Source organism: Pseudomonas sp. UMAB-40, from assembly GCF_900095275.1.
Taxonomy (GTDB): Bacteria; Pseudomonadota; Gammaproteobacteria; order Pseudomonadales; family Pseudomonadaceae; genus Aquipseudomonas; species Aquipseudomonas mandelii_B.
In genome coordinates this window covers 39,350-52,102 of sequence record NZ_LT607552.1, presented here as the reverse complement: position 1 = coordinate 52,102, position 12,753 = coordinate 39,350, and the positions used below count along the sequence as shown (strand labels likewise).

At 60.5% G+C, this 12,753-nt stretch carries 11 protein-coding genes; 6 read left to right on the top strand and 5 right to left on the bottom strand.

From position 1 onward, the window contains the following. Nucleotides 1-29: 29 nt before the first annotated feature. The 5 genes from K0F88_RS02900 (at nt 30) to K0F88_RS02880 (ending at nt 4,768) form a co-directional block, all read left to right on the top strand. The gene (locus tag K0F88_RS02900; protein WP_219093924.1) at nt 30-950 is read left to right on the top strand and encodes a DMT family transporter; all 921 of its coding nucleotides are present in this window, start codon (nt 30-32) and stop codon (nt 948-950) included. 63 nt (nt 951-1,013) lie between these two features. Beyond that, nucleotides 1,014-1,610, top strand: a complete 597-nt coding sequence (locus K0F88_RS02895) for a TetR/AcrR family transcriptional regulator (RefSeq protein ID WP_094467718.1) — start codon at nt 1,014-1,016, stop codon at nt 1,608-1,610. A gap of 101 nt (nt 1,611-1,711) precedes the next feature. Continuing rightward, nucleotides 1,712-2,680, top strand: coding sequence for a 2-hydroxyacid dehydrogenase (locus tag K0F88_RS02890; RefSeq protein ID WP_094467719.1), 969 nt, complete (start codon nt 1,712-1,714; stop codon nt 2,678-2,680). Nucleotides 2,681-2,885: 205 nt separating this feature from the next. Then, nucleotides 2,886-3,953, top strand: coding sequence for a phosphotransferase family protein (locus K0F88_RS02885; protein WP_219093922.1), 1,068 nt, complete (start codon nt 2,886-2,888; stop codon nt 3,951-3,953). 47 nt (nt 3,954-4,000) lie between these two features. Continuing rightward, nucleotides 4,001-4,768, top strand: coding sequence for an SDR family oxidoreductase (locus K0F88_RS02880; protein ID WP_219093920.1), 768 nt, complete (start codon nt 4,001-4,003; stop codon nt 4,766-4,768). Between the two features lie 61 nt (nt 4,769-4,829). Here K0F88_RS02880 and K0F88_RS02875 read toward each other — a convergent pair whose 3' ends face one another. Then, a complete protein-coding gene (locus K0F88_RS02875; protein ID WP_219093918.1) occupies nt 4,830-6,377 on the bottom strand; it encodes a TerC family protein in 1,548 nt (515 codons plus the stop codon). Between the two features lie 615 nt (nt 6,378-6,992). On the opposite strand from K0F88_RS02875, the gene K0F88_RS02870 reads away from it, so the two are divergent. Beyond that, entirely contained in the window at nt 6,993-8,108 is a 1,116-nt protein-coding gene (locus K0F88_RS02870; protein WP_219093916.1) for a Gfo/Idh/MocA family protein, read from the top strand. A 3-nt stretch (nt 8,109-8,111) separates the two neighbouring features. Here the strand turns inward: K0F88_RS02870 and K0F88_RS02865 are convergent, their stop codons facing one another. The 4 genes from K0F88_RS02865 to K0F88_RS02850 all read right to left on the bottom strand — a co-directional run bounded on the left by K0F88_RS02865 (nt 8,112) and on the right by K0F88_RS02850 (nt 12,752). Continuing rightward, on the bottom strand, nt 8,112-8,738 hold the full coding sequence (locus tag K0F88_RS02865) for a trimeric intracellular cation channel family protein (RefSeq protein ID WP_257605172.1): 627 nt from the start codon (nt 8,736-8,738) through the stop codon (nt 8,112-8,114). 410 nt (nt 8,739-9,148) lie between these two features. After that, on the bottom strand, nt 9,149-9,403 hold the full coding sequence (locus K0F88_RS02860; RefSeq protein WP_094467725.1) for a DUF1652 domain-containing protein: 255 nt from the start codon (nt 9,401-9,403) through the stop codon (nt 9,149-9,151). A gap of 195 nt (nt 9,404-9,598) precedes the next feature. After that, on the bottom strand, nt 9,599-11,095 hold the full coding sequence (locus K0F88_RS02855; protein WP_219093914.1) for a helix-turn-helix transcriptional regulator: 1,497 nt from the start codon (nt 11,093-11,095) through the stop codon (nt 9,599-9,601). A gap of 229 nt (nt 11,096-11,324) precedes the next feature. Then, nucleotides 11,325-12,752: an FAD/NAD(P)-binding protein gene (locus tag K0F88_RS02850; protein WP_219093912.1), complete on the bottom strand. Its 1,428-nt coding sequence runs from the start codon at nt 12,750-12,752 to the stop codon at nt 11,325-11,327. Nucleotide 12,753 lies beyond the last annotated feature (1 nt).

The window sequence follows — 12,753 nt, the reverse complement described above, 5'->3', positions numbered from 1 at the left end:
CGTTTTACAAGGTCCCCGGAGGACATCTCATGAAACAGGCCGCGTATATCGCGTTCGCTTTGCTCGGCCTGATCTGGGGCACCAATTTCATTTTCATGAAGTGGGCCGCGGAATGGATTACTCCTACCCAAATCGTGTTTCTGCGGGTGTTGTTCGGGTTCTTGCCGATACTGGCATTCGCCCTTGCGCGTCGTAGCCTGAGCTGGTCGCACCTGCGCTTCAGCCATCACTTCCTGGTGATGGCGCTGCTGGCAACGGTGATTTACTACTACGCCTTCGCCAAAGGAACTTCTTTGTTGCTGTCCAGCGTGGCCGGGATGCTCAGCGGTGCGATCCCTCTGTTTTCCTTCGTCACCGCGTGGCTGTTCCTGCGTGCCGAACCGCTTAATTCCCGCACGGCTTTTGGCATCTTCCTTGGTTTTGTCGGCGTGATTCTGATTGCCCGGCCCTGGAACAGCCTGGCGGCCGGTGTCGATGTCAGCGGTGTGCTGTACATGATCGCCGGCTCGCTAAGCGTCGGCTGCTCGTTTGTCTACGCCCGACGCTTCATCACGCCGCTGGGTTTGTCGCCGCTGGCGCTGTCGACCTATCAGATCGGTTTCGCCCTGGTGCTGATCACGCTCATCACCGACATGCACGACATGGCGCGCATCTCGCTGGACCCGGTGGCGTTGGCGGGTGTGATATTGGGCCTGGGGCTGGCCGGCACTGGTGTCGCCTACATCCTTTATTACTTCATCGTGCAACGGCTGGGCGCCCTCGCCGCTTCGGGCGTCACCTATATACCGCCGGTGATTGCCTTGCTGATCGGCACGCTGCTGGTCGGCGAGCCGATCAAGAGCCTCGACTTGCTGGCGATGCTGCTGATCCTCGGCGGCGTTTACGTCCTGCAATCGGGAAAGAAAAATCCTTCGGCCGGGCCGACTGTTGCCGTGAAAGTCATTCACTGACACGCGCCCGACAGTTCCTTATGATGCTAGTCATCTAAACACCTTCCCTACCTGTGAGCCGCCATGCCTCGAGTCTCCCGCAAACAAGCCGAACTCAACCGCGAGATCATCGTCGAAGCCGCCACGCGACTGTTTCGAGAGCGCGGCCTGCACGGGATCAGCGTTGTCGACGTGATGGGCGCGGCCGGCCTGACCCATGGCGGGTTCTATGGTCATTTCGACTCCAAGGAAGCGCTGGCGAAAGAGGCCTGCACCCGGGCGTTCACCCAGTCGATGGAACGCTGGAAGCAGAAAATCGACGCCAACGATGACAGCGTTTCGGCCCGCACGAGCATCATCGCGCCCTACCTGTCGGCGGCCAATCGCGACAATCCGGGCGAAAGCTGCCCGGTCACGGCGTTTGCCGGCGACATGTGCCATGAAACCGCCGAAAGCGGTTTGCACCAGACCTACACCCAGGGGCTGGAAGCCTTACTGCAGATGCTCACCCCCTTGATGGGTTCGGATCAGCCCGACGCCAATCGCCAACAAGCCTTGGTGGATTATTCGTTGATGGTCGGCGCGCTGACCCTGGCTCGCGCCACACGCGGGGATGGACTGTCCGATGAGATTCTCGACGCCGCCCGCCATTTTCTGACCTCGCAAGATGAATCAGTCTGATCAACGGCGTGTGCAATCCCCGGTCGTTGCTAAACTCCTCTGGAATCAGCAATCTGAAGCAACATTCGAGATCCGACATTCAATACCCACAGGAGCCCAGCATGCCTGCAACCGTTCTGGTACTGGTTGAAACCATCAACGATTACTTGCCGATTCTCGAACATCAGGGCTTTCACCTGATTCTGGCACCGACGCCGGCCGAGCGCGCCGCCGCCATCACACGGCATGGCCCTCAGATTGATGCGGTACTGACTCGCGGTCCATTGGGTCTGTACGCCGATGAAATTGCCGCCCTGCCCAACCTCAAAATCATCTGCGTGATCGGCGCCGGTTACGAACACGTCGACCTGCAGGCCGCCGCCGACCGGGACATCACCGTCACCAATGGCGCCGGCGTCAATGCTTCTTCCGTCGCCGACCATGCCATGGCGATGTTGCTGGCGCTGGTTCGCGACATTCCCCGTTGCGACGCCGCTGTACGCCGCGGCGAGTGGCCGAAGATCATGCGCCCCTCCCTGGCCGGCAAGCGCCTGGGAATCCTTGGCCTCGGCGCGGTCGGCATGGCCATCGCCAAACGCGCCGCCGCCGGCTTCGACATGACCGTGAGTTACCACAACCGCCAGCATCGCAGCGACGTCCCTTATACCTTCTGCTCGACGCCGACCGAACTGGCTCGCGCCTCGGACTTTTTGATCGTTGCCACGCCCGGCGGCCTGGGCACCAAACACCTGATCAATAAACACGTCCTCGACGCCCTGGGCCCCAAGGGGTTCGTCGTGAACATCGCCCGAGCCTCGGTGATCGCCACGGCAGACCTGGTCAGCGCGCTTGAACAGCGACGCATTGCCGGAGCCGCGCTGGATGTGTTCGATGCCGAGCCTCATGTGCCGGACGCATTCAAGTCGCTGACCAACGTGATCCTGACGCCGCATGTCGCGGGGTTGTCGCCGGAAGCGACCCAAGGCACCGTTGAACTGGTGGGGAAAAACCTGGTGGCGTTCTTTTCCGGCCTGCCGGTGATGACGCCCATTGAGTTACCCGCGCCAGTCACCCCCGTACTCGTTCGCTGACTGAAAGACGCCCATCAGCGTCCAGAGACGGGGCGCTGGGCGCACCTGAGCTCTGATCCCTCCCGCGCCTGTCCCCGCACATCAGGAACGCTGATTATCCAGCAACACGCTAACCTATAAGACCGCGCCACGCTTGTGGCTACCCCGGCGCACCATTAGATTAGCCAATGATGTCTGGCCTCCAAAATAAGCAGAAGGGATAAGCATGGCGCTTACTGACCAGTCCACCCGTATCCGCACCGGCGAAGAACTCGATGCCAGCCTGATCGATCCGTACCTCAAGGCCCACATTCCGGGCCTGAGTGGCTTGCCTCAGATCAGCCAGTTTCCAGGCGGTGCGTCGAACCTGACCTACCTGCTGGAATACCCGGAGCAGGAGTTCGTCCTGCGTCGGCCACCGTTTGGCCACAAAGCCAAGTCCGCACACGACATGGGCCGCGAATTTCGCATCCTCAATCAACTGCGCGACGGTTTTCCGTATTGCCCCAAAGCCTATGTGCACTGCACCGACGAATCGGTGATCGGCGCCGAGTTCTACGTGATGGAACGGGTCAACGGCATCATCTTGCGCTCGGAACTGCCACCGGAACTGGGCCTGGATTCGGCGCAAACCGAAGCTTTGTGCAAAAGCTTCATCGACAAGTTCGTTGAACTGCATCGGGTCGACTACAAGGCCTACGGCCTGGGCGACCTGGGCAAGCCCGAAGGTTATGTGGCGCGGCAGATCAAAGGCTGGAGTGACCGCTACGAAAAAGCCCTGACCCCGGACGCGCCGCAGTGGGAAGCGGTCAAGGCCTGGCTCAACGACAAGATGCCGGCCGATCACCCGACCTCCAGCATCGTCCACAACGACTACCGTTTCGACAACGTGATCCTCGACCCGAACAACCCGATGCAAATCATCGGCGTGCTCGACTGGGAACTCACCACCCTCGGCGACCCGCTGATGGACCTTGGCAACACCCTCGCCTACTGGATCGAAGCCGCAGACCCGGCGCCGGTGCAACTGATGCGTCGCCAGCCGAGCCACGCCCCGGGGATGCTGACCCGCCGCGAATTCGTCGATTACTACGCCGAGCGCTCTGGCATCCAGATCGACAATTTCGACTTCTACTACACCTACGGCCTGTTCCGCCTGGCCGGCATCGTGCAGCAGATCTACTACCGCTTCTTCCACGGTCAGACTCAGGACAAACGCTTCGCGCAGTTCATTCACATGAACAAACTGCTGGAGCAGATGAGCCTGCAAGTCATCTCGAAATCCAGCCTCTGATTGTGCGGCTCTGATTGCATTCCCTGGCCCAATAACAAGGAAAAAACATGTCCAAGACTCAGTTGTTCGACCTCGACGGCAAAATCGCCTTCGTCTCCGGTGCCAGCCGCGGCATTGGTGAGGCCATCGCCAAACTGTTGGCCCAGCAAGGCGCCCACGTCATCGTCTCGAGCCGCAAGCTCGACGGCTGCCAGCACGTGGCCGACGCAATCATCGCCGCCGGCGGCAAAGCCACCGCTGTCGCTTGCCACATCGGTGAAATGGAACAGATCAGCCAGGTCTTCGCCGGCATCAAGGAACAGTTCGGGCGCCTGGACATCCTGGTCAACAATGCGGCGACCAACCCACAGTTTTGCAACGTACTGGACACCGACCTCAGCGCCTTCCAGAAGACCGTCGACGTCAACATCCGCGGCTACTTCTTCATGTCGGTCGAAGCCGGCAAACTGATGCGCGAAAACGGCGGCGGCAGCATCATCAACGTCGCCTCGATCAACGGCATCTCGCCGGGCATCTTCCAGGGCATCTACTCGGTGACCAAGGCCGCCGTGATCAACATGACCAAAGTGTTCGCCAAGGAATGCGCGCAGTTCGGCATCCGCTGCAACGCCCTGCTGCCTGGCCTGACCGACACCAAGTTTGCCTCGGCATTGGTGAAGAACGACGCGATCTTGAAGACCGCGTTGCAGCAGATCCCACTCAAGCGCGTAGCGGATCCGAGCGAAATGGCCGGTGCGGTGCTGTACCTCGCCAGCGATGCGTCGAGCTACACGACCGGGGTTTCGTTGAATGTGGATGGCGGGTTCTTGTCCTGACTCACGGCTCAGATGAACAAAAGGCAGCCTCAGGGCTGCCTTTTGCCGAGCAAGTTCCGGCTCACTCTTTACGCAAACGCACCCTTGTCACTCGCCGCTCTTCGACCTCGACAACGGTCATGCTCCACTCCTGCCAATTGAGCTTGTCGCCAATGACCGGCAGACGATCCAGCAAACTCATGACCAACCCTGCGAGCGTCTGATAGTCATCCGTCGCTTTAGCCTGGAAGCCAATGTGTTCGCGAATCTGGCAGAGATTCAGCGCACCGCTGACGAGGAAACCTCCCTCCTCGGCAACGATGTTCGGGCCTTCGATTTCACTGGCGTCCGGCAACTCACCCGCGATGGATTCGAGGATGTCGGTCATGGTCAGAATACCCATGAAGTCACCGAATTCGTTCACCACGAACGCGATGTGAGTCGACTCTTTGCGCATCTGTTCCAGTGCGTTGAGAATCGTGAAGTTGTCCAGCAAGTTGATGGCCTGACGGGCAATGGTTTCCAGGTTGGGCTGGTGACCGGCCAACAGCTCTTTGAGCAGCTCCTTCTTGTGGACGAACCCCAATGGCTCATCAACGCGTCCCTCGCGGATCAACGGCAATCGGGAGTACGGCGAGTGCATCAGCTGGTTGCGGATATCTTCCGCAGAATCGGCCAGGTCAATGTGGTCGATTTCCGCACGCGGGGTCATGACACCGCGTATCGGGCGTTCCGCCAACTGCAGCACGCCACTGATCATGACGCGCTCCCGTCGATGGAAAACCTGCTCGGCGTCTTCGCCTGACAGCATGTCAGCGATTTCCTCGCCGACTTCATCGGCTCCCAACTTGTGGCCACCCAGCAAACGCAAAACGGCATGCGCGGTACGCTCACGCATAGGTCGATGACCTTGCACGCTCTTCTTGCGGCGTGAACGAGCCACCTGATTGAACAGCTCGATCAGGATCGAGAAGCCGATCGCTGCGTAGAGATAGCCTTTTGGAATGTGGAAGCCAAGGCCCTCAGCGGTGAGGCTGAAGCCGATCATCATCAAGAAGCCCAGGCAGAGCATGATGACGGTGGGGTGCCCGTTGACGAAGTTGGTCAATGGCTTGCTCGCGATGATCATCAAGCCAATGGAGAAAATCACGGCGATCATCATGATCGACAAGTGCTCCACCATGCCCACGGCAGTGATCACAGCATCCAGCGAGAAGACGGCATCCAGCACCACAATTTGCGCGACGATAGGCCAGAACATCGCATAGGCCGCATTGCCTGAGCGTTGTGTCACATGCCCTTCAAGTCGCTCATGCAATTCCATGGTTGCCTTGAACAGCAAGAACACACCACCGAACAGCATGATCAAATCCCGGCCCGAGAACGTCTTGTCGAAGACCTCGAACAAAGGTTCGGTCAGGGTGACCATCCAGGAGATGCTGGCCAGCAAGCCAAGACGCATCAGCAACGCAAGGGACAGCCCGATGACACGCGCACGATCCCGCTGCTCTGGCGGTAGCTTGTCAGCCAGGATGGCAATGAACACAAGGTTATCGATGCCGAGCACCAGCTCCAGCACGATCAGGGTCAGCAGGCCAAGCCAGGCCGTGGGATCAGCAATCCATTCCATAGGAATTATTCAGTCTCTCGTAGAGTGGGGGCGAATGAGTGAATGGCAGAAACACACGAATGCCTGCTCGACGGAGCGGATTGGATGTTCAGGACGAAAGGCGCAAGAAAGAGAGATTTCACCGAGGGCAAGCAAGGAGGTGAAGCCCTGGAGATGACACGGTCAGTCCTGGAGAAGGACACCGCTGAGCAACCTGCAGCCGGGATTTCGAGGTTAAGCGATATTAGAAAACGGGACCTGCGCCGAATAGCGGAGACCGAATGGACGCGTGCAGATTGAAAATAACAACTGGGAGGTTCCAGTAGGGTGTTCATATAGGCCTGAAAGAAATGGGGGATGAGATCCTACAATGTTTCGGAGCGGCTCATACGAGACGAGTTATTTCAGGATCTGACAAAGCGGCAAAAGAGATCAGCAATGGCGGTCCACCGAATGTTGCCACCAATGACTCGCCCTCCTCCGGCCAGCACCTCTTCCTGACCGCATAGCGTGTCGCCATTTCGCTGATGCCCTACACAAACCGTTAAACGAATTATTATTCCACCGATTGCATTTGGGGAATTTATATTCCATAAATGGCCTTCCCAACGACAAAAATCCCAAAAGGCCCCAGCTATGCGCGAACTCGGTATCGGACTCATCGGCACAGGTTTCATGGGCCGCGCCCACGCCCTGGCCTTTCGCAACGTCAGCGCGGTGTTCGAGCTCCCGCTGAAGCTCAGGCTGGCCGCCCTCGCCGACGCCGATCCACACCGCGCACGGCACTGCGCCGACGCCTGGGGTTTCGAAACCGCTCACACCGACTGGCAACAGCTGATCGATGACCCCAGGGTCAATCTGGTCGCCATCACCACCCCCAATCACCTCCACTACCCCATGGCCATGGCCGCCCTCGCGGCTGGCAAAGCGGTGTATTGCGAGAAGCCTCTGGCGGTGAATCTGCAGCAAGCCAACGCCATGCGACAGGCCGCCAACGCCGCGGGCATCGTGACGCGGGTGGGTTACAACTATCAGCACAACCCGATGATCGGGCTTGCCAGGGAGCTGATCGACAGCGGCAAACTGGGGCAGCTCATCAGTTTTCAGGGCGAATTCAGCGAAGACTTCATGGCCGATCCTGCTTCGCCATGGTCGTGGCGCTGTGATGCCGAGCACGCGGGCGGCGCGCTGGCGGATCTGGGCAGTCATTTGCTGGCAATGGCGCGCTATCTGGTGGGCGAGGTCGAATCGGTGTGCGCCGACGCTCAAACCGTGCACCGGCAGCGTCCTGCGACGGTTGGCAGCCAGGAGCAACGGCACATTGCGGTCGACGATCAAGTCCACGCGCTGCTGCGGTTTGCCAACGGCGCACGCGGTACGTTCAGCAGCAGTTGGCTCAAGCATGGCTACAAGAACCACCTGAGCTTCGAGATCAGCGGCACTGAAGGCACACTGGCGTTCGACCAGGAGCGCTTGAGCGAGCTGCGGCTGTATCGCGCCGGCCAGGACGGTTTCCAGCGCTTGCTCGCCGGGCCGAATCTGCCGGGTTACGCGGCGTTCAGCCCGGCGGCGGGTCATCAGTTGGGATACAACGAACTCAAGACGCTGGAAGTACATGACCTGGTGATGGCCCTGGCCGGCCATTCACAGGGCGGAACTGACTTTGAGCAAGCGTGGGAAGTGGAACGCCTGGCGACGGCGATCCGGTTGGCGGCAAGTGAGTCACGCTGGGTCAGGATCGAGGACGTCTGAGGTTCAGGCACCGATGACTTTCGGCAACTGCCAGCCATAACTCACCGACGCCAAACGCAGCGCCAGGCACGCTGCTCCCGCCAGCAACGCGCAGGCCACGGGCGGCACACCCAAACGCCGCCCGATAATCAGCACTGCGGCGCCGACAAAGGCCGAACTCGCATACAGATCGGCCTGCAACACCACCGGCACACGCGCCAGCACGATGTCGCGCAGCATGCCGCCGCCCACGCCGGTAATCGTGCCCATGAGCATCGACACGAACGGCGAGATGCCAAAATTCAGCGCTTTCTGCGCCCCGGCCACGGCGAACAACGCGAGCCCGGCGGCATCCAGTACGATCAACGTCGAACCAGACCAGCTCAGCACCTGTTCATGCAAGACAAACGCGACGCCGCCCATCAAAAAGGCCAGCGCCGGATAGCGCCAATCGGCGACGGCATTGGGCGGTGTGGCGCCAATCAATAAATCCCGGGTGACCCCGCCACCCAGGGCAACGATGAACGCAATCACCATCACCCCAAGCAGGTCGAGGTTGCTGCGCATGGCGCTGATCGCGCCTTCAACGGCAAACACCGCGGTGCCGACCAGGTCGGCCACCAACACGATTTTTTCTACACGGGGCTTCAACGATGCGGTCGCCCTGGCTTACTGAGTGACGCAACGGGTCAGCGTCGTTTGCCGGGTTACTTCCTCGGTCACTCTCGCGTCGCCCATCACATCGGTTTGTTCAGTGGTATCACACGTGCGCTGCGGTACAGGCGGTGGAGCGGCGGGCGGTGGAGGTGGCGGACTGGCGCAACCGCTGAGAATCGCTACGTAGAAGGCGAGCGACAAAGGCGAAAAAGCACGTTTCCCAAGACTGTTCATAGGCTGTCCCGCGATAAGTCATCGACACTTTCCGCGACCCGACACCCCTGCCGCGAAGCCGCGGATTGGTCACAGAAAACAATACCCTCGCATTTCTTATAGCCTAGTCAGCTGCCAATGCCAGCAAATGTGGCACTTAGCCCCTTTTCAACGCTGAAAAACGACAGCTCCTACGAAACTGCATCCGACCGCCGATCCAGACTATTGCTCTCAAGCTCATAACGCAGCTCCTCAATCAACGCCGTGATCGCTTCCGGGGTCCTGAGGTGCGCGACATTCAACCCACTGACCACTAGATCCACCTGCCCCGACACCGGGTGATACAGTTTCACCGTCACCGAGTTGTCACCCGATACGCTGCATTCACAAGCCAGCGGGGAAAAGTGCTGTTCCAGTTGCGCGCGCAATTGCGTCAGATAAATCATTGCGATTCACCCACGGGCCGGCTGACCCCATCGACTGAAAACCTGTTGAATTGGCCAAGCATGTGACTGTTCCTTAAGCTGTTTCGTAGAGGACACGACACCGGTCAAGGACCTGTGTCGCACCGTTACAGACTAATAATTGTCACCGTCCGCCAGAACATCTATTTGCACTGCCCCATCTAGTGCATTTGCACCTTATCGCTGCCCCTTCGGCCTCCACTCGCTGGAGAACAAACCGCGCTCCCGCGCCCACACAATCGCCTCGCTGCGACTGTGCACATCAAGCTTGGAATACACCGTCGACACATGGTTGCGCACCGTGTTCGGTGCCAGTTTCAGGCGTGCTGCGATTTCCTTGTCCGCAAGGCCTTCGCAGATCAGGCCAAGCACATCGCGCTCGCGGGCGGTCAGGTCGGTGAAGGACACGCTGGGTAATTGCGGCGAGTTGATATTCTTCACGTTGGCGAGTTTTTCAATCAGCGTGCGGGTAAACCAGGAGGCGTCTTTCATCACCTCCTCGATCGCCGACACCAGTTCCAGCTCGGTGCGCTTGCGTTCGGTGATGTTCATCAACACCAGCAGGTAGCAAGGATTGTCCTGAATGTTCACGGTGTCGGCCGACACCGTGCAATCAATCACGGTCGAGTCTTTGCGGCGGACCCTGATGTCGACCCGATCCAGGCTTCCGGCCTTTTCCAACGCCGCAAACAGGCGGGTGCGCGCGCCTTTGTCATCGATGAAGTCGATCTCTGCAACGGTTTTTCCGAGCACCTCTTCACTGGGATACGCGAGGGTATCCAGGAAAGCTTCGTTGGCGTCGATCACCACCTGATCCTGCGCATCGCAAACCAATGTCGGCACCGGCGTCAGGCGAAACGCCTTGGCAAATCGCTCCTCGCTCTGGCGCAGGGCAACCTCGGCCTTGTGCCGCGGCTCCATGTCGACGAAGGAAAACAGCATGCAGTCTTCCTCGTTGAACTCCAACGGTTGACCGGCGACGATCACTTGCTTGCTGCCGCCGTCAGGCAACCTCAGCTCGGCCTGCATCTGCGGGATCGTGGCGTGCTCGCGTAGACGTTCGATGGCCAGGTCTTTGTTTTCGGCCCCGTCCAGAATGTCCAGCTCATAGGTCGAAACCCCGATCACCTGGTCGCGGGCATAGCCGGTCATTTCCAGGAAGCCCGCATTGACCTTGATGTAACGCAAATCGCTGAGACGACAGATCACCGCCGGCGCCGGGTTGGCGTTGAAGGTCTTTTCGAAACGCTGCTCGGCGCTGGCCCATTCCGTGACATCGTCCATGATCAACACCAGCGACTCCGGCTCCCCGGCGCTGTCGGCCAGCACCATGCTGCGCACGTTGTGAACCCAGGTGCGTTCTTCGTCGCCGGTCGGTGTCACCTCAACCAGCACATCGGCAAACGTCTCGTGCTTGGCCACGCGGTTGAGCGGGTAGTTCTCTGGTGGCACCGGGTGATTGTTGCGATAACGCAAGGCAAAACGCTTGGCGTATTCCTTGGCATTGAGGCCCAACTCGCCGACCCGACTGACGCCATGCATGGCCAACGCGGCTTCATTGGCCCACAGGATGGTCTGATCGAGCTCCAGCAGAATCACCCCATCGGACAAACCGGCGATGATCTGCTGCAACTGACGGCGATTGGTTTCGGTGGTCAGGACGTCCTGGCTCATTGGATCTCCAAGGTTGCGGCGGCGCAGTGACGCGCCGCCCTGTGAAGATTACGACCGCAGGGGGTTGGGATAGTGCGAAGCAGCTGCAGCTGCATTGGTTGCGCGGCTGTTGTGAAATCAAGCTGTGCGGTGTTTCAGGTAAACCGCGATTACAGGTTTTACGACGGCTTCGTCGCCGAACGCAGCCTCGCGAGCTCGACAGCTGCTACAGCGGCTACGGCGGCTACAGCTAATGGGCGAGTCGTTCGGCGAGGGCTTTGGCCTGGCTGGCCACGTCGGTGACGGCCGTGCTTTCCCACCACATGCCGCGCAACGGCGGGCCCATGGCGAACAGGCGTTGGGCGACCTGTCCGTCAGCGTCCAGCACGGCGCCATCAACCGCCGCCGCAATCCCCAACGCCAATGGCCCCGGGCGAATCAGCCCGCGCGCCAGCAGTTGCTGCGGCAGCGGTCGGGCCACCCGGCGCCAGTCGTATTCGATGCCGCTGGAATTGATCAACGCTGCGCCGCTGACCACCGTGGTTTCAACCTCGCCACGACGGCGGATGCGGATGCTCACCTGCCCCTCGACCGTCGACTCCAGCCCTTTGAACGACGCCGCCTGAATCCGCAACCGCCCTTCCTCGTGCAGCCGTGCCACCAGCTCGGCACTCAACGGCGGCGAGCGGTGGTGATGGCTTTCCCACCAGGGCCGCACATGCCGCACAAACTGTCGGCGCTGTACGTCCGTCGCCTGATTCCACAACCGGCCGATATGCGCCCGCACGGTATCGAGCGGCGCCTGCCAGTCGATGCCCTGCGCGAGGGCGTCCCGGCAATGCCGGCGCAGTTCGCGCACCAGCTGTCGAGGCGTGCGAATGCGCTGATCCTCAGCGAGAAAATCCACCCAGGCCGGCGGTTGCCGGCGCACGTGCGGCAGCAAGCCGTGCCGGGAAAACACTTCGATCGGCCCGCGATGCCCGGCCTGCTCCAGCGACACCACGGCATCGACCATGGTCAGGCCCGAACCGATGATCAACACCGTCGACTGCGGGTCCAGCTGGCGCATGGCCGCGACATCCCACGGATCCAGCGCCGCCGCGTTCAAACCGCTGGATTCGGTTTGCGGTGTGCGCGCAGCGGGAAACATCCCCGTGGCCAGCACCGCGTAAGCGCCTTGCAAGCGTTGCCCGTCACTCAGGGTCAGCAGCACCGAGTCGTCGCGGGTTTGCAGATCAACCACCTCGGCCCACACATGCTCGACCGTTGAACCGTTCACCATCCCCACCGCTTGCGCTTCCGCCAGGCGCTGCTGCACGTACACCCCAAAAAGCCCTCGCGGCGGAAACAACTCGCTGACCGGCACATGCTGCTCATCGGACTCCGGCCAACCACCGGCCGCGATGTGCCCGGTCAGCCATTGGGTCAGGTCATCGGCGTTGTCAGGGTCGACGCTCATGCGCGCGGCATTACCGTTGAGCGTATGGCCCAGCTCGACCGCGCTGTACGCCTCGCCCCGGCCGAGTTCCGCGCGCGGCTCGATCACCAGCACCGAACGCTTGCCAGGCAAGCGCAACAACTGCGCCGCCAGCATCGCGCCGCTGAGGCCGCCGCCGACGATCAGGATGTCCGCGTGGCGGATGGCGTCGGTCGCCTGTGCGCGTTGGGTTTGAGTCATG